Origin of the sequence: Novibacillus thermophilus (assembly GCF_002005165.1) — a bacterium.
Taxonomy (GTDB): Bacteria; Bacillota; Bacilli; order Thermoactinomycetales; family Novibacillaceae; genus Novibacillus; species Novibacillus thermophilus.
The window spans coordinates 577903-594598 of record NZ_CP019699.1; the positions used below are offsets into that span (position 1 = coordinate 577903).

A 16696-nucleotide genomic window follows, 5' to 3' on the forward strand; every position below is an offset into this window, starting at 1 on the left:
ATAATGGAGGGTGTCGTGTACGTACCGCGAAAAGGTAAGGAGAACCCAGATGTTACGACTAAACAACATTGTCAAGCGTTATCGGGACGGAAGCAAAACAGTCACCATTTTTCAAGATTTGACCGCCGGATTGGACGCAGGCCAGTTTACGTGTGTGATCGGTCCTTCGGGGCGGGGAAGAGTACGTTGTTGCGCGTGGTGAACAAGTTAGAGCCGATCGACGCCGGTTCCATGTCGCTGTTCGGCAAAAGGGATCGAGACTACTCTGTACAGCAATGGCGAGCACTCATCGGACTCGTGTTTCAAAAACCGGTCATGTTGGAGGGGACCGTCCTAGACAACGTGTCGGCAGGACCGAGGCTGCACCATCGCCCGTTTAAAGAGGAAGAGTGTCTCCAATTAATGCACGAAGTCGGCTTGTCCGAAGAACTGTTACACAAAGACGCCAAAACGCTGTCGGGCGGCGAACAGCAGCGCGTATCTCTTATTCGGGCCCTTGCCCTTAAACCGAAACTGTTACTGTTGGACGAGGTGACGGCGGCGTTAGACGACCACCACAAAAGGGTGGTAGAAGCGTGCGTCAAGAAGCGGAACAGGGATGACGGGCTGGCCGTGCTGTGGGTCACACACGATATGGAGCAGATGAGGCGCTTGGCAGAAAGGGTTTGGTTTGTCTCGAGGAAGCGACTGTTGCAGTACGACACGCAGGAAGCCCTGTTTCACGACGATAAAACTCGAGAAGTTCAAGCCTTTCTACGCTATCAGACAAACGCAGGGGGGCGGAGGTAAGTGTCGACGTTTGCACTGTCGATGACGCTTATCTTTATTTTCATCACGCTGTTTCTGTCCATGTGGCAAAAGTTGCGTCTCGAAAAAGACATTGTAATCGCCACGATTCGCACCGCCGTCCAGTTGACGTTCATCGGATTCGTCCTGGAATTTGTCTTTGAGCAGAAAAATGCAGGTTTTGTCATTGGTGTTATCGCTATCATGGTCACGGTTGCCGCATACAATGCCGCTTCTCGTGGAAAGGATTTGAAAGGCCTCGTGTGGCGTGTGTGGTTCGTCATTGCCACGACTGAGGCTGTCACGATGGGGATCATGGTGGTCGTGGGGATTATCGAACCCCGCCCCGAAACGGTTGTCCCGATCAGCGGCATGATCGTGGGAAATGCGATGGTGGTCGCTAGTCTGCTGATTAACCAGTTGAAGGAGAGCGTGAGAGATTCTGTCCCGGAGATCGAGGTGCTGCTCGCTTTGGGAGCTTCTCAAAAGCAGTCGATGCACCGCGTACTGAAACGCGCCGTCAAGTCGAGCATGATCCCGACGATCGACTCCATGAAGACGGTAGGGCTCGTGCAGTTGCCGGGCATGATGACGGGGATGATTATAGCCGGAACAAGCCCGATTGAAGCTGTCAAATATCAGATTCTGATCATGTTTGCCATTACCGGATCAGCGGCGTTGACGAGCATTTTGCTGGGGATGTTGACTTACGGCATGTGGTTGACCCGCGATTTACAAGTCAAGGACATCCTGCTGAAGTAACGCTGTAAAAGAAACGCGACACGGCTCGATCATTTCGCCGTGTACGGGTGCCGGCAGTCAATCTGAAAAAGATCAAATGCTCTTCTGTCCGTCAAAGCCTTTTAATCACCTGAATCGCCAGGTGTACGGCGACCCCCCAAATGATAACAGCTGACACCCTATTGATGATCTTCAACAATCTACCTTCGGAATCAAATTGCCCGATCGCTTTTCCAAGTAAAGCGAGACCGAAAAACCAGAGCCAGGAAACCGTGATACAGGCGGTAGTAAATGCCACTTTTTCAGAACCCGTATAGCTGAGTGAACTCGTTCCAATCACGCCAATCGTATCGAGAATGGCATGGGGATTGAGCAGGGAGACTGACATAGCGAACACGATTTGTTTGTTGGTTGGCATGGCGGCTTCCGGTTCGCTTAAATTTGCGGGGTCGCTTTTCCAAATGGACCATCCCATATAGAGTAAAAATAAAATGCCAATAGAAAAGATTGCAGTTTGCAATGCCGGGACTGTTAACACAACGACAGAGACGCCTACGACTGCTAACAGAATGAGCAGAGTATCGCAAAGCGAAGCTGTAAGGATAACGGGAACGGCCCCTCTGAATTTTGGCTGGGAAGCTCCTTGATTAAATACAAACACATTTTGTGTACCGAGGGGAAGGATTAATCCAAAGGCTAATACAATACCGTGTAGAAAGGCGGCGATCATGAAAGTCCTCCTGCTGTTTAGAATGTGATAGTGAAACAGTGTCGGTCGAAACTTCGGAAAATCGTGACTGTCTAGATTTATGCACACGTACATCTTAAAGACATGAGACCGTTAAGTAAAGCATTCGCGTGACGAAAGACTTGCGAAGGGGTGACGCGCCGAAAAATTTGCGTGAAATAAAGGACCAACCTGTGTTATACTAGCGATAATTATCTGGAAATCTGACGGAACGCATCACGTAGGGGGTTTTGTAGGGTGAAACCTCAAGTTTTACTGTACGACACGACACTGAGGGATGGCACACAGGGGGAGGGCATCAGCCTTTCCGTAGATGACAAACTAAAAATCGCCAGAAAATTGGATGGCCTCGGCATCCACTACATCGAAGGCGGGTGGCCGGGCAGTAATCCGAAAGATATGGAATTTTTCCTAAAGGCGCGAGAATTGCATTTAGAGCACGCGACCATCACCGCCTTCGGTAGCACTCGGCGCGCCGGCATTGACGTTGAAGAGGACGACAACTTGCAGAAAATCTTGGACAGCGGTGTGAAAGCGGTCGCGATATTTGGAAAAACGTGGGATTTCCACGTACTTAAAGCACTAAAGACGACACTGGAAGAGAACTTAAACATGATTTTTGAGTCGATCCAGTACTTGAAACGAGCCGGTTTAGAAGTCATTTTTGATGCGGAACACTTCTTTGACGGCTACAAGCACAATCCGGAATACGCCTTGGAAGCAGTCCAAAAGGCGCAAGAAGCAGGTGCCGATTGTATCGTTCTCTGTGACACGAACGGCGGTTCCATGCCCCATGAAATTTACGACATCGTCTCGCACGTCGTATCGAAGCTATCGGTTATGGTCGGCATCCATTGTCACAACGACTGTGAGTTAGGAGTCGCCAATTCGCTGGCGGCTGTCCGGGCAGGGGCGAGGCACGTCCAAGGGACGATCAACGGGTACGGTGAAAGATGTGGCAACGCCAACTTGATCTCGGTTATCCCCAACTTGCAGATGAAACTGAACTACAGCTGCGTCGATGAATCGCAATTGAAAAATCTCATTACAGTGTCTAAATATGTCCACGAAATCGCCAACCAAGTACCGCCGAACAACCAACCGTTCGTGGGCAGAAGTGCGTTCGCGCACAAAGGCGGCATGCACGTCAGTGCCATTTTGAAGCACCCGGAAACGTACGAACACATCCCGCCGGAATCCATCGGCAACAAGCGCAGGGTTCTCGTGTCGGAGCTGTCGGGGCAGAGCAATGTGCTGTTTAAGGCGAAAGAGTGGAATGTGAAACTGGATAAGCACGACCCGCAGTCCCGCAAAATTTTAGACAAAATTAAAGAGCAAGAGCACAAGGGTTACCAGTACGAAGCAGCTGAAGCTTCGTTTGAGTTAATGGTGAGGGAAGGGCTCGGCGAATTAAAAGAGTTCTTCCAGTTTGACCACTTTAAGATTTTTATCGAACGCGATGAAGCGGACGTGTTGCGTACGGAAGCCGTCGTCAAACTGCGGGTGAACGGAGAAGTCGTGCACACTGTGTCTGAAGGAAACGGCCCGGTAAACGCCTTGGACAACGCCCTGAGAAAAGCGCTGGAGCAGTACTTCCCTTTAATCAAAAAGATGTACCTTTCTGACTACAAAGTGCGTGTACTGGATGAAACCGACGCGACAGCGTCCACTGTCAGAGTGCTGATCGAATCGTCCGACGGGAAAGAAAAGTGGAGCACCATCGGCGTATCTGCCAACATCATTGAGGCCAGTTGGTATGCGCTGATTGACAGTGTGCGCTACTACTTGATGAAACACGAGGAAGAAATCGAAATCGTCCAGAGCAGTAAACCCGAACAGCGCGTCGGCGTCGTCAACCACTAGCGCGGAAAGGACACATCGCCTCTCGTGCAAAAGGCGGACGTGATGACACTTTCACGGCAGAGGGAAAGCCAAACGCGCGACGCTCATCGAGGAGTGTCGCGCGTTGTTTACTTTTTCGTCCGGACGAACGCGTACACACCGAACAAAATCAGTCCCCCGCCGATCCATTGACTGACAGACAGCGTTTCACCGAAAACAGCGTACGCGAGAACGGACGCGCCGATTGGTTCGCCGAGAATGCTGACGGACACGACAGAGGCCCCGACCCATTTAAGAGACCAGTTCAAAACGGTGTGGCCGAGTAACGTCGGAAAGACAGCCAAGGCGAGGAAAATCCACCAGTCTTTCGCGGCGTAGTTCGTGAAGGAAGCGCCGTTGAAGGCGTTGTAAACGAATAGTGTCACGCTGCTCGCTCCGTACACGACGTACGTGTACACCATGAGGGACACGTTTTTGCGCACGTGCTGTCCGATCAGCCAGTAACCTGTAACCATCGCGGCGCCGAGAAGGGCGAGCAAATCGCCGAACAGCGCCATGCCGCCGATGCGGAAGTCGCCCCAGCCGATGATGACGCTCCCGGTCATGGCGACGCCGGCCCCGAGTAAGGCCTGTAAGGTCGTACGCTCTTTGAAGAAAACGTAGGTGCCGATAAAGGCAAAAAGCGGTTGCATGGCCACCAGTACGACGGAACTGGCGACGGACGTGTAAGCGAGCGATGTAAACCAAAACAGAAAGTGGAAGGCTAAAAAAACTCCTGAGACAAGTGCGAGCAACCAGTCTTTTCGCTTCAACGACTTCAGCTCTGTTCGGCCGTGCACGAAGACCCAAGGCGTCATGAGCACGACAGTAAAAAGCAAGCGGTACAAAGCGACGATCGCTTCCGGCGCGTCCGAGAGCTTGACAAATACTGCAGAGGTTGAGATGGAGAGAACACCGAGCAGCAATGCGGCGTAAGGTTTTAACGTGGATCGAGTTGAAGCCGTTGATTCTACAGAGGTGTGCAATGTCCAGTTCCTTTCTGTTTTGAAAATACAAGACGTTGTGCCGTGAATCGGGCCATCTCCTTCCACCCGGTTGCCTGCGTTCATGACAAGCGGGAAGATGCGTGAGCGGCCGAAGGCCTCCATCCTGGAGTGGCACTCCTCAAGCAACTCCACGACGCGGTTTAGTATTTGCAAGCAGTACGAAAGCCTGTTTTGGCTGCAACGCGGCTTGGAAGTTATAAAAGATTGACCAGTCTGGAAGACGCCTTTGGCACATGTTACAATAAACACAATTGTAACAGTTGGAGGCGCCTTATGGACAAGTTATATTTAATTGACGGGAGCAGTATTGCGTATCGTGCGTTTTACGCCCTCCCACTTTTGACCCATTCGAGTGGAACACCGATTAACGCCGTATACGGTTTTTCCTTAATGTTACTCAAATTGCTCGAAGAAGAAAAGCCAACCCACTTGCTCGTCGCTTTTGATGCCAGTGCAAAGACGTTTCGCCACGCCGATTACGAGGAATACAAAAGCACGCGCATGAAAACTCCAGACGAACTGTCAGGGCAATTTCCGATTATCAAAGATTTGTTGGATGCTTTTTCCATTCCTTACTACGAAGTGGAAAATTACGAAGCAGATGACATTATCGGGACGCTTTCGCGCAAAGCGGAAGAAGCATCTCTCAAAACGCGCATCGTCACCGGGGACAAGGACCTGCTGCAGCTCGTGTCGGAACGGGTGGAAGCCTTGTTGACGCGAAAAGGGATTACAGAAATGGACGTGTACACTGTGGACGCCATCCGTGACAAGTACGGTCTGAAGCCTGAACAGATTGTCGACCTAAAAGGGTTGATGGGCGACAGCTCGGACAACATTCCCGGCATACCCGGTGTCGGGGAGAAGACAGCGCTGAAGTTGCTTCAGCAATTCGGCTCCGTTGAAAATGTTCTCGACAATGCGGATTCCATCTCCGGGAAAAAACTGCAGGAAAGAGTGAGGGATCACGCCGACCAGGCCCGGTTGAGTAAAAAGCTGGCCACCATTTTCCGGGACATGTCTATAGACATTGCGCTCGCTGACTTAAAGTACGACGGCTATGATCGGGAAAGGCTGGCGAAGTTTTTCAAAAAGTGGGAGTTCAAGACGTTGCAAGAGCGCATTATGGGCGATGATGTGACAGAAAGGACAAAGGCGAAGGACATTCTCGTGGACACGATCGCGCATGCCAGTGTGCTCAATGAATGGATCGATTCGGCTTCCGCTCCCGTGGCCCTCTACGTGGAAATGGAGCCGGGACCGTACGTGAACGCCGATGTCATCGGGTTTGGCCTTTCCGATGGAACCCGTCACGCGTATGTCCCGTTTAAAACTGTGAAAGAGAGCCGCACCTTTCAAAGCTGGTTGCAGGACGACGCGAGGGCAAAAGTGGGCTACGATATCAAAAAAGCGATGGTCGCACTGAAAAAATACGGTATCCAAGTCAACGGGTTCGTGTTTGACGTGATGCTCGCCTCTTACTTGCTAAATCCGACCGAGTCGGATCACGCCTTAAGTGAAATCGCCAAACAGCAGTTGCAATACCCTTTACCCCACGACGATGAAGTGTACGGGAAAGGGGCGAAACGCAAACAGCTGGAAGGACAGGAGCTGGCTGAGCACCTCGCCCGCAAAACCGAAGCGATGCGCCTATTGCACCAGCGACTCGACGAACAGCTGGAAACGTACGGAATGAAAGACTTGTACTACCGTTTAGAGCTACCGTTAGCGAAAATTTTGGCCGGGATGGAAGCGGACGGCGTCAAAGTGGATCGAGGCCGGTTACAGGCTTTGGGAAAAGAATTTGAGGAAAGGCTTCAGAAGTTGACAGAAGAGATATACTCACTGGCCGGCACCGAGTTCAACATCAATTCTCCGAAACAGCTTGGTCACATCTTATTTGACAAACTCAATCTCCCGGTCATGAAAAAAACGAAGACGGGGTATTCCACGAGCGCGGACGTACTGGAGAAATTGGAACCGCAACACGAGATCGTGGGCAAAATTTTACTCTTCCGCCAAATCGGCAAGCTGCAGTCCACCTACGTGGAAGGCCTGTTAAAAATGATACAGCAAGAGACAGGCAAAATTCACACCATCTTTCAACAGACCGTTGCCGCAACAGGGCGGCTCAGCAGCACGGACCCGAATCTGCAAAACATCCCGATCCGGTTGGAGGAAGGGCGGCGCATCCGGGAGGTGTTCGTGCCGTCGGAAAGCGGTTGGAAAATATTGGCCGCTGACTATTCGCAAATTGAACTGAGGGTATTGGCGCACTTTGCCCAGGACGAAACGTTGCTGGAGGCGTTCCGCGAAAACATGGACATCCACACCCGTACAGCGATGGACGTGTTCGGTGTGGACAAGGACCGTGTAACGCCGCTGATGCGGCGTCAGGCAAAGGCGGTCAATTTCGGCATCGTGTACGGAATCAGCGACTACGGCCTATCGCAAAATCTGAATATCTCACGCAAAGAGGCGGCTACCTTTATTGAGCGGTACTTCCGAAGTTTCCCGGGCGTCAAACGGTACATGGACGACATTGTCAAACAGGCGCGGGAGCACGGCTACGTGACGACGCTGTTGCACAGGCGCCGCTATTTGCCGGACATCAACAGCAAAAACTTCAATCGCCGCAGTTTTGCCGAGCGGACGGCTATGAACACCCCAATTCAAGGGACAGCAGCCGACATTATCAAACTGGCCATGGTAAAACTAGCCGAACGCCTGTCCCGAGAAGGCTTTAAGACCCGCATGCTGTTGCAAGTGCACGACGAACTCATTTTCGAAGTACCGCCCAACGAGGTGGAAGCGTTAAAAGCGGTCGTAACCGACGTCATGGAAAACGCGGTGGAACTGTCTGTCCCCCTCAAAGTTGACGTCAGTACTGGGGACACGTGGTACGACGCGAAGTAACAATCGTGTATCTCAACGTGGAGAGAGGGGATGGTTGAGTGCCAGAACTCCCAGAAGTTGAGACCGTCCGCCGGACGTTGGAACAGCTCGTTGTCGGCAAGACCGTTGAACGCGTGAGCGTCCATCTGCCGCGCATCATTCGCGAGCCGGTGGACGTTGAAGCATTTGCTGCGGTGCTCCAAGATGAAACGATACGGAAGATCGGGCGCCGGGGAAAGTACTTACTGTTTCACTTCGACCACTGGGTCATGGTGTCCCACCTCCGCATGGAAGGACGTTACAGCGTCTTGCCGCAAAGCGTTCCCGCGGAAAAGCATACACATGTCGTGTTTCACTTCACGGACGGCAGCGACTTGCGTTATCGAGATGTGCGCCAATTTGGTACGATGCAGCTTGTCCGTCCGAAAGACGTGCCGGTAAAGACGACGGTGGGGAAACTCGGGCCAGAACCGCTTTCACAAGAATTCACTGTTTTGTGGCTTCAAGACCAGCTTACGCGGCGGCGGGCCCGGTTAAAGCCGTTGCTGTTGGACCAGTCATTTATTGCGGGATTGGGGAATATTTATGTGGACGAAGCTCTGTTTCAAGCTCGGTTACATCCGGAGCGCTCCGCGTCCAGCTTGAGTCGTGGGGAAATTCGCCGGTTACACGCTGCCATTCAAAAACGATCCGGAAGGCGATTGAGGCCGGTGGTGCTTCGGTGCGCTCGTACGTCAACGGGGCGGGAGAAATGGGCATGTTCCAGTTGCAAATTAGCGTTTACGGCCGACAGGGCGAACCGTGTCCCGTTTGCGGCAACTCGATTCAACGCATCGTCGTTGCCGGACGCGGCACCCACATCTGCGGCCATTGCCAAAGGACATAACGCCGTCCATCTTGAAACGATAGGCTACCATGCTTGCGCGTCATCACAGCAGGTGGCATTTCCACTGTGGATGCCGCAACGCGGCATGGGACTCTTTACGCGGCAGTCCGTTTGCCCAAGTGTCGGGGTAAACGGTACTGTAGGTAGCCGTTCTCGAGCGAGGAGTAGTGATGTATATGCGTGTTGGCTTGACTGGGGGGATCGCCTCTGGGAAGAGCACGGTCTTGGACAGGTTTCAAGAGCTCGGGGCTTCCGTCGTCGACGCCGACGTCGTGGCCCGGGAAGTGGTGGAGCCGGGCACTGAAGGCTTAAGACAGATCATCGCGCACTTCGGTCGGGATTTTGTGCAGCCCGACGGCACCCTCGACCGTGCAAAATTGGGTCAGCTCATTTTCCGAGACGAGAAAGAAAGAACAAAGCTGAACAACATACTGCATCCGATCATCAACGGGCGCATGCGGCAACAGATGGCGCACTTTGAAAAGGAAAAACCGGACACACCCGTTATCGCAGAGATCCCACTCTTAATCGAAAATAACCTCACACGCATGTTCGACCGGATCATCGTCGTGTACGTACCGGAACAAGTACAAGTGGAGCGTTTAATGAAACGAAACGGGCTGAAGGAAAGGGAAGCCAAGGAGCGATTGAAGGCCCAGATCCCTATAGAAGAAAAGAGGCAGTATGCCGATTTCATTGTGGACAACTCCGGGGACGTGGAGAATACGAGACGACAGGTGGATCGCATATGGGGAGCTTTACGCCGAGAAATGGGACAAGACGAACCATCTTCAAACGATCTTGGACATTAGTCGTCCTCTGTGGAGTGTGTCTGTTTCTCATTTTCCTGTTCATGCAGTCGGTGTTGGTCAAAAAGTTGATGTACCCGGTGAAGTACGAAGATGAAGTCCGCATTAGTTCTGAGGCGTTTGGCGTAGATCCTATCTCATCATGGCGATTATTCGAGTGGAAAGTAATTTTAACCCAGAGGTGAGCTCACACAAAGGAGCTTTCGGCCTGATGCAGCTCATGCCTGACACCGCCCGGTGGATGGTGGACGACGGGCACTTCGATTCACACTTTTTAGATCGGTTGGAAGAACCGGCGGTCAACATTCATATGGGTAGCTGGTACATCGGCCAGTTGCTGCGCCAGTTCGACGACAATCCGGTTGCGGCCATCGCTGCCTACAACGCTGGCCCAGGGCGAGTGGCAGAGTGGATAGAGGAAAATGAATGGGACGGGGACGTGCGGAATCTTGAGGATATCCCGTACGGGGAAACGCGGCACTACGTTCAGCGCGTGTTGTATTACTACAGGAAATATAAAGAAGTACACCCCGAAATTCAGAGCAACACGTCCTCATCTGTTGCCCTCACGGGAGAAGCATTTACGAATTTCAGCGGATAATGTTACACGTTAATGGCTAAATGTGATATACTAATTGCAGATAAAGAACGCTAACAGAGTGCAACATACAGGAAGGTGACCTGCATGACAGTTCGCGTGGCCATTAACGGGTTTGGCCGGATTGGAAGGGCGGTTTTTCGTCGGTTAGTCGAACAGGGAGAGGAAAACGTACAACTTGTAGGGGTTAATGCTGCGTATCCGCCGGAGACACTGGCGCACTTAGTTAAGTACGACACTGTCCACGGAACGTTTCGTTACAGTGTAGCGGCTGAAGATAACGCGTTGTCCGTCAACGGGCAACGGGTTTTGGTTGTCAACGAACGAGAACCGGAACGCTTGCCTTGGAAACGTTTCGGGGTCGACATCGTCATTGAGGCGACAGGGAAATTTCGTCACCGGGAGGAAGCGGAGCGGCACCTTGTGGCGGGTGCAAAAAAAGTGATCATAACGGCTCCGGGGAAGGCGGAGGACCTCACAGTCGTCATGGGAGTGAACGAACACTGGTACGACGGTGAAAAACACCACGTCGTGTCGAACGCGTCTTGTACGACGAACTGTCTCGCCCCACTCATGAAGGTGCTTCACGATTCGTTTGGGGTTGAACACGTGATGATGACGACGGTTCACTCGTTTACGAGTGACCAAAAAAGCTTGGACAATCCGCATAAAGATTTGCGCCGGGCCCGCGCTGCTTCCCAAGCGATTGTCCCCACGACGACGGGCGCAGCGGAGGCAGTGGCAAAGGTCATACCTGAGTTAGAAGGGCGTCTGACGGGGTTGGCGTTAAGAGTACCGACACCAAACGTGTCCATCGTCGATGCGGTCGTCGACCTGTCCCGTGACGCGGAGCTTGAGGGCATCATCGAGGCTTACAAAGAGGCGGGAACGACCCACATGCGCGGCATTGTCGATGTGTGTGACGTCCCCCTCGTTTCAGTCGACTTTGTCGGGAACCCCCATTCCGCCATCGTGGATACAGGGGCGTGTTCCATGTTGGGTAACCGAAAAGTCAAGCTGTTGGCCTGGTACGACAATGAATGGGGGTATTCCTGCCGTATCGTCGATCTCGTCCACTACATGGCCGATCAAATGGAGCACCGCGTTTCTGAACCTGAACGTCAAATGGTGTATTCCTCATAAACAGCGGCATTATCATGAATTAACCGGGGCGGTTGGAAGCTGCCCCGGTTTTTTGGTCGGAGGTGCCGCCGGTAGTGGGCGTCTGTCTCAATACTCTCCCAACACCGACTGGGCAATGTTCATCGAGTGGTCGCCGATCCGTTCCAAATTGCTGATAAAATCTAAGAACGCAACCCCCGCATTCCCCGTGCAATGCCCGTTGTTTAAGCGAGCGATATGGGACTTCCGGAACTTTCGTTCCATCTTGTCAATTTTTTCCTCGTTCTGAATAACTTTTTGGGCTAACTCTGTGTCATTCTGTTTCAGTGCCTCGATGGCCATACCGAACGTGTCCAGCGTTAAAGCGTACATTTCCTGCAACTCAGCAAAGGCTTCATCTGAAAAGACGATCTTGTGCCGTTTCTTATAGTTTCCTAATTCGACAACGTTCGTCGCGTGATCTCCGACGCGTTCAATGTCGTTAATCGTCTGCATTAACAGCGTATGCCGGTTCGATTCAGCAGCGGAAAAAGTGCTAGACGATATTTGCGTCAAATAGTCCGAAATTTTCTTTTCCAAGTCGTTAATGACTTCTTCCCGCTGCATCACCAATTCCGAGTCTCTCGACTTGCCGTGGAAGAAGTAGTCGGCGGCGTTATTCAACGCTTTGAAGGAGAGGTGTGCCATGCGGTCCAGCTCTTTCGCCGCTTGTCCCAAGGCGACAGAAGGGTTGTTTAAAAGACGGGTGTCCAAGTTTTTGGCACCGTATTCGATGATTTCTTCTTCTCCGCGAATGACTTTCGTGACGATGTAGGCGAGAACACCGATAAACGGAAGCTGGATCAATGTGTTCGTGAAGTTGAAGATACCGTGGGCGTACGCGATTTGCATCCGGATGTCCGCTCCGGTCATCTCTCCCAACCAGGTGACGAGGGGATAGAACAACGGTAGAGCCAATATAAAGATGATCGTACCGATGACGTTAAATAAGACGTGGGAAAGGGCAGCGCGCCTAGCGGCGAGAGAGGCGCCGAGGGAGGCGAGTACCGCGGTAATCGTCGTTCCGATGTTGTCCCCGAACAAAATGGGAAGCGCCGTGCGCAACGCCACGCCACCGTCGTCGGCCAACTGCTGCAACACGCCGATGGTGGCGCTGCTGCTCTGGACGATGACTGTAAAGACGGTTCCCACCAGAACGCCGAGTATGGGGTTTTGTCCCAATTCCACCATCAGATCTTGAAAAAGAGACAAATCTTTTAGCGGCTTTAAGCCAGTCCCCATCGTTTGCAGTCCGTAAAACAGCATGCCGAAGCCGAAAATGATTTGTCCGATATTGCGTATGTGTTCGTATTTGAAAAAGAAGAGGAGTACCGCCCCTAGGGCAATAATCGGCAACGCGTAATCCTCAATTTTCAGTCCAATGATGAACGCGGTCACCGTCGTCCCGATGTTCGCTCCCATGATGACGCCGATGGCCTGACGCAGAGTCATCAAACCGGCGTTCACAAACCCGACCACCAACACCGTTGTACCGGAGCTGGATTGAATGAGGACGGTCGTCAAAATACCGGCGATCACGCCCATCACGGGATTTGTCGTCAACCGGTCGAGAATGAGGCGCAGACGATCTCCTGCCGCCTTTTCCAGTCCGTCTCCCATGTACTTGATCCCAAACAGAAAAATGCCTAACCCGCCCAAAAAGAGGAAGAGCGTTTCTTGAACGGATATGCCCTCCATCGCATGTCCTCCTGTTGTCTCGTCCGTTTTATGAAACCGAAGACCATTATACAGCAAGTGGGACAAGGATGAAACTGTCTCTTGTTTGGAGTTCGGGCGTATTCTTTGAGTTATCCGGTTATGGACAAACTGTAGAGGAATGGCTGCGTTTGCTGTACAATAAAAAGTAAGACAAATTGGTGAAAATGGATGTGTGATGGAGTGCGATGTCCGTATTGTGATCACACCGGTACGCGCGTTTTGGACTCCCGTCCCGCTCATGAAGGGAAGTCTATTCGCCGCCGGCGGGAGTGTGAAGCGTGCAGCCGGCGATTTACGACATTTGAAACGGTAGAAGAAAAGCCGCTCATCGTCATTAAAAAAGACGGATCACGGGAAGAGTTTAACCGGGACAAGTTGCTGAGAGGACTGGTGCGGGCCTGCGAGAAGCGCCCTGTCCCCTATGAAGAATTGGAGAACCTCGTGTCCCGCATTGAGCGGGACCTGCAGGGAACGACGGAACAGGAAGTCTCCAGCCGCGACATCGGGGAGATGGCCATGGAAGGGCTGTACCACCTGGACGAAGTGGCGTACGTTCGCTTTGCTTCCGTGTACCGTCAGTTCAAAGACATCAACGTGTTCGTTAAAGAATTGGAAGAGCTGCTCAAGAAGCCGACTCCATTTCAAAAAAAGTAATATCCACTTCTGGCGCCGTGCTATAATGGTAGGACACTTCAACAAGTCACTTGGTTTGACCGGAGGTTTGCACGGATGAACCAGACATGGCGAGAACTGAGCCCGAACGACAGTTGGTCCGTCGTAACGGAACGGCCCCTTGAGACAGCTGCAGTCGGTGTGCTCGTCCATTTGTACCAGCCGATTATCGGTACAGATTCCGTCAGCTTGTACATGACGTTGTGCGTGCAAGGCGGAGCTTATGCGGGGAGCCAGTCTCCGCCTTGTACGCACCGTTTTCTGATGAACTTGTTGTCCCTCCCGCTGGATCAAGTGCTGGAAGCGAGGCGCCGTCTGGAAGGCGTCGGGCTGTTAAAGACGTACGAGCGCCGAGAAGAACTGGGTCGGTCTTTTCAGTATGAAGTCATTCCGCCGTTGGAACCGCGCGCGTTTTTTCAGACGGATGTGTTGAGCATCACGTTGATGAACCGTTTGGGAAAAGAGCGTTTCCGCCAGGTGCGGGAACGGTTCTGCCCCGAAAGGATCAGGGAGAGGGACGGTTTCGAGAATGTAACAAAAAAGTTTAACGACGTGTTTACGAGTATCACGGCGTCTGAGTTGACGGTGCGAGATGAAAGCGAGTATCAGCCGCTTTTAGCTGAACTTGAGACAGCTTCTGCCAGTGAAGCGGAGCGAGGCCCTTCGTTTGACGGTGATGAGCTGGATTGGGATTTTCTGAAAGCACAGGCGTCTCCCGTCGGCTCTATCGACCACTTGACGGAAGAGGACCGGGATCAGATTCGTCAGTGGGCGTTTTTTTACCAGTTAGACGTCGTCGCACTGGGCAAGGCTCTGCAAAACCCCGTATTGTACGACGAGCGAAACGAACTCCAATTGGAGGAATTGCATTCGTACATCAAACAGGAATACCGCTACCGTCACGGACACCCCCCGGACATTCGCCAAGTGAACGCACAGCGGCGCACCCCAAGTGGGCGTGAGACGGAGGGCGATCCTTCCGAAAGCGTGGAAGAAAAGCACCGCCGCTGGCTGGCCAAGCTGTCGCCGCTGGAACTGTTGGAACGGTACCAGCGCGGCGGAAAAGTGCCGGAGGCGGACGTCCAGTTGGTGGAAGAACTCGTCGAAACGTACGGCCTTCCCTTCGCCGTCGTCAACGTGCTCATTGAATACGTCCTGTTGACGAACGATTACAAGTTGCCGCGGTCGCTCGTGGAGAAGATGGCTGGGCACTGGAAGCGTGCCAACGTTCAAACCGTCGAGGAAGCGCAAGAACTCGCGTTGAAACAGCTGTACCGGCGTGAACGCCCGAAGTCGACCGAAATAAAGAATCAAAAACGGAGGACTGCTCAAAGACAAAATCGCGCAAAGTCAGACGGTGCGAAGAAACCGCCAGTGGAATCAGAGGAAAGCCGGCGAAAACGGCAAGTGAGATTCGAGCAACTCCTTGGAAAGTTGCAGCAGGCGCGATCGAGAGGAGAGTAGGGCGATGGATGCCTTTCGGCAAACGATCAAATCCGTGTTACAAGAAGTGTCCAAACAAGCGGTTGTCGATCCGGAAAAGAGGGTTGAACAACTGTTGGCAAAACCGAGAATGCGCCGTTTTCAGCGGGAACATCCCGAGCTGGAGAAAGGCGCGTACCTTCGGTCGTTAAACCGGTTGGACCAGTATATTCGCGAGTGGGATCACTGCGACCGTTGTCCCGGGCTTGAAAACTGCCCCAACCTCGTCCGGGGCCACCGCCCGTTCCTCGTTCCTTACGCCGGCTACATCGACCTCCGTCTCAGTCCGTGCCCGTTACAGCGCCAGATGGAGGAGAAGAAGCGCCGCACAAACAAAATTCGCAGCCACTACATACCGAACGACGTGTTGAACGTCACCTTTGAAAAACTGGAGCTCGACGCCACGAGAGAAGAGGCGATATTTGCTGCCATGGCGTTCGCTGCCGAATACCGCCCGGGAGAGAAGCGAAAAGGGCTGTACCTCTACGGCGATTTTGGCGTCGGCAAAAGCTGTATCGCCGGGGCCATGGCGCAGGAGTTGGCAATGCGCGACATTTCCGTTTACATGGTGTACGTCCCCGAGTTTTTCCGGGAGTTGAAAGAATCCATTCAGGAAGGTTCTTCACACCAAAAAGTAGAAGAGTTGAAACGAGTATCCGTCCTCATCTTGGACGACATCGGAGCCGAAGGGGTGTCTCCTTGGTTGCGAGATGAAGTGTTGGGAAGTATTTTACAGTACCGTGTGTCCCACAATCTCCCGACTGTTTACACTTCCAACTTCACGTATGACGAACTGGAAGAACATCTCGCCTATTCGCAAAAAAACGGTTTTGAAGCTGTCAAGGCAGGGCGCATCATGGAGCGAATCAGACACGAGACTGAGGCCTATCACGTTGGCGGGCCAAACCGCCGTACGGCTGAACGCTAGTCTCACATCTTTGACATTTTCATTTACGTATGGCACGTTTTCTCTGGTTGGGGAAGTTTTTATTTTATATGAATTCGAGAGAGGAGAAGTGATATGAAAATTTTTGCCGTGTTGTTGCCGATGCGTGATGAAGAAAAAAGTAACGTGTATCGTCCGCAACACCTCGATTACCTCGCTAAATTGCGAGAGGAGGGCAAAATTTTGGCGAACGGACGTTTCACCGACGGCGCAGGGGGACTCGTCATTTACCGGGCCGACTCGTATGACACGGTCAAAGCATACGTCGAGAACGATCCGTACGTCGTTCACGGGGCGCGGACGTATCACATTCACGAATGGGAAATGGTGACAGGCCGGGGTCCGTTGCAAAACTAGCTCGCGGG

The 16696-nt window shown here is 52.5% G+C and carries 15 protein-coding genes and 1 pseudogene; 13 read left to right on the forward strand and 3 right to left on the reverse strand.

Annotated features, from left to right (window positions below; translation table 11 throughout):
- Nucleotides 1-49 precede the first annotated feature (49 nt).
- Genes B0W44_RS17985 through B0W44_RS02930 form a run of 3 tightly spaced genes read left to right on the forward strand, consistent with a single transcriptional unit; the run spans nt 50 to nt 1548 of the window.
- Nucleotides 50-202: a hypothetical protein gene (locus B0W44_RS17985; protein ID WP_169835393.1), complete on the forward strand. Its 153-nt coding sequence runs from the start codon at nt 50-52 to the stop codon at nt 200-202.
- The gene (locus tag B0W44_RS02925) at nt 196-789 is read left to right on the forward strand and encodes an ABC transporter ATP-binding protein (protein WP_237087445.1); all 594 of its coding nucleotides are present in this window, start codon (nt 196-198) and stop codon (nt 787-789) included. Before B0W44_RS17985 ends, B0W44_RS02925 begins: the two co-directional genes overlap by 7 nt.
- Nucleotides 790-1548, forward strand: a complete 759-nt coding sequence (locus B0W44_RS02930) for an ABC transporter permease (protein ID WP_077718700.1) — start codon at nt 790-792, stop codon at nt 1546-1548.
- 91 nt (nt 1549-1639) lie between these two features.
- Here the strand turns inward: B0W44_RS02930 and B0W44_RS02935 are convergent, their stop codons facing one another.
- Nucleotides 1640-2257: a LysE/ArgO family amino acid transporter gene (locus B0W44_RS02935; RefSeq protein WP_077718701.1), complete on the reverse strand. Its 618-nt coding sequence runs from the start codon at nt 2255-2257 to the stop codon at nt 1640-1642.
- A gap of 255 nt (nt 2258-2512) precedes the next feature.
- On the opposite strand from B0W44_RS02935, the gene cimA reads away from it, so the two are divergent.
- Nucleotides 2513-4138 carry a citramalate synthase gene (cimA, locus tag B0W44_RS02940; protein WP_077718702.1) on the forward strand — a complete coding sequence of 542 codons (1626 nt, stop codon included), beginning with the start codon at nt 2513-2515 and terminating at the stop codon, nt 4136-4138.
- 107 nt (nt 4139-4245) lie between these two features.
- Here the strand turns inward: cimA and B0W44_RS02945 are convergent, their stop codons facing one another.
- Nucleotides 4246-5265, reverse strand: a complete 1020-nt coding sequence (locus B0W44_RS02945) for a DMT family transporter (protein ID WP_228441443.1) — start codon at nt 5263-5265, stop codon at nt 4246-4248.
- Nucleotides 5266-5436: 171 nt separating this feature from the next.
- Here B0W44_RS02945 and polA point away from each other — a divergent pair, with 171 nt between their 5' ends.
- From polA to gap, 5 genes and pseudogenes are all read left to right on the forward strand, one after another.
- A complete protein-coding gene (gene polA, locus B0W44_RS02950; RefSeq protein ID WP_077718703.1) occupies nt 5437-8079 on the forward strand; it encodes a DNA polymerase I in 2643 nt (880 codons plus the stop codon).
- A 38-nt stretch (nt 8080-8117) separates the two neighbouring features.
- Nucleotides 8118-8944, forward strand: a pseudogene (mutM, locus tag B0W44_RS02955) (DNA-formamidopyrimidine glycosylase).
- Between the two features lie 224 nt (nt 8945-9168).
- Nucleotides 9169-9756: a dephospho-CoA kinase gene (gene coaE / locus B0W44_RS02960; RefSeq protein WP_335582664.1), complete on the forward strand. Its 588-nt coding sequence runs from the start codon at nt 9169-9171 to the stop codon at nt 9754-9756.
- A 139-nt stretch (nt 9757-9895) separates the two neighbouring features.
- Nucleotides 9896-10354, forward strand: coding sequence for a lytic transglycosylase domain-containing protein (locus B0W44_RS02965; RefSeq protein ID WP_335582645.1), 459 nt, complete (start codon nt 9896-9898; stop codon nt 10352-10354).
- A gap of 84 nt (nt 10355-10438) precedes the next feature.
- A complete protein-coding gene (gap, locus tag B0W44_RS02970; RefSeq protein WP_077718705.1) occupies nt 10439-11494 on the forward strand; it encodes a type I glyceraldehyde-3-phosphate dehydrogenase in 1056 nt (351 codons plus the stop codon).
- A gap of 87 nt (nt 11495-11581) precedes the next feature.
- Here the strand turns inward: gap and B0W44_RS02975 are convergent, their stop codons facing one another.
- A complete protein-coding gene (locus tag B0W44_RS02975) occupies nt 11582-13210 on the reverse strand; it encodes a Na/Pi cotransporter family protein (protein ID WP_077718706.1) in 1629 nt (542 codons plus the stop codon).
- 201 nt (nt 13211-13411) lie between these two features.
- Between B0W44_RS02975 and nrdR the strand changes: the two genes are divergently transcribed.
- From nrdR to B0W44_RS02995, 4 genes are all read left to right on the forward strand, one after another.
- The gene (gene nrdR / locus B0W44_RS02980) at nt 13412-13885 is read left to right on the forward strand and encodes a transcriptional regulator NrdR (protein ID WP_077718707.1); all 474 of its coding nucleotides are present in this window, start codon (nt 13412-13414) and stop codon (nt 13883-13885) included.
- Nucleotides 13886-13960: 75 nt separating this feature from the next.
- Complete coding sequence (locus tag B0W44_RS02985) at nt 13961-15367, forward strand: replication initiation and membrane attachment family protein (protein ID WP_077718708.1); 1407 nt, start codon at nt 13961-13963, stop codon at nt 15365-15367.
- Nucleotides 15368-15371: 4 nt separating this feature from the next.
- On the forward strand, nt 15372-16313 hold the full coding sequence (dnaI, locus tag B0W44_RS02990) for a primosomal protein DnaI (protein ID WP_077718709.1): 942 nt from the start codon (nt 15372-15374) through the stop codon (nt 16311-16313).
- A 93-nt stretch (nt 16314-16406) separates the two neighbouring features.
- Complete coding sequence (locus B0W44_RS02995; RefSeq protein WP_077718710.1) at nt 16407-16688, forward strand: YciI family protein; 282 nt, start codon at nt 16407-16409, stop codon at nt 16686-16688.
- Nucleotides 16689-16696 lie beyond the last annotated feature (8 nt).

Excerpts from the sequence above, each read along its gene's own strand:
- B0W44_RS02935 (WP_077718701.1), bottom strand. The coding sequence starts at position 2,257 with ATGATCGCCGCCTTTCTACACGGTATTGTATTAGCCTTTGGATTAATC.
- dnaI (WP_077718709.1), top strand. The coding sequence starts at position 15,372 with ATGGATGCCTTTCGGCAAACGATCAAATCCGTGTTACAAGAAGTGTCC.
- B0W44_RS02945 (WP_228441443.1), bottom strand. The coding sequence starts at position 5,265 with ATGGAGGCCTTCGGCCGCTCACGCATCTTCCCGCTTGTCATGAACGCA.
- B0W44_RS02965 (WP_335582645.1), top strand. The coding sequence starts at position 9,896 with ATGGCGATTATTCGAGTGGAAAGTAATTTTAACCCAGAGGTGAGCTCA.
- B0W44_RS02985 (WP_077718708.1), top strand. The coding sequence starts at position 13,961 with ATGAACCAGACATGGCGAGAACTGAGCCCGAACGACAGTTGGTCCGTC.
- B0W44_RS02995 (WP_077718710.1), top strand. The coding sequence starts at position 16,407 with ATGAAAATTTTTGCCGTGTTGTTGCCGATGCGTGATGAAGAAAAAAGT.
- gap (WP_077718705.1), top strand. The coding sequence starts at position 10,439 with ATGACAGTTCGCGTGGCCATTAACGGGTTTGGCCGGATTGGAAGGGCG.
- B0W44_RS02975 (WP_077718706.1), bottom strand. The coding sequence starts at position 13,210 with ATGGAGGGCATATCCGTTCAAGAAACGCTCTTCCTCTTTTTGGGCGGG.
- B0W44_RS17985 (WP_169835393.1), top strand. The coding sequence starts at position 50 with ATGTTACGACTAAACAACATTGTCAAGCGTTATCGGGACGGAAGCAAA.
- polA (WP_077718703.1), top strand. The coding sequence starts at position 5,437 with ATGGACAAGTTATATTTAATTGACGGGAGCAGTATTGCGTATCGTGCG.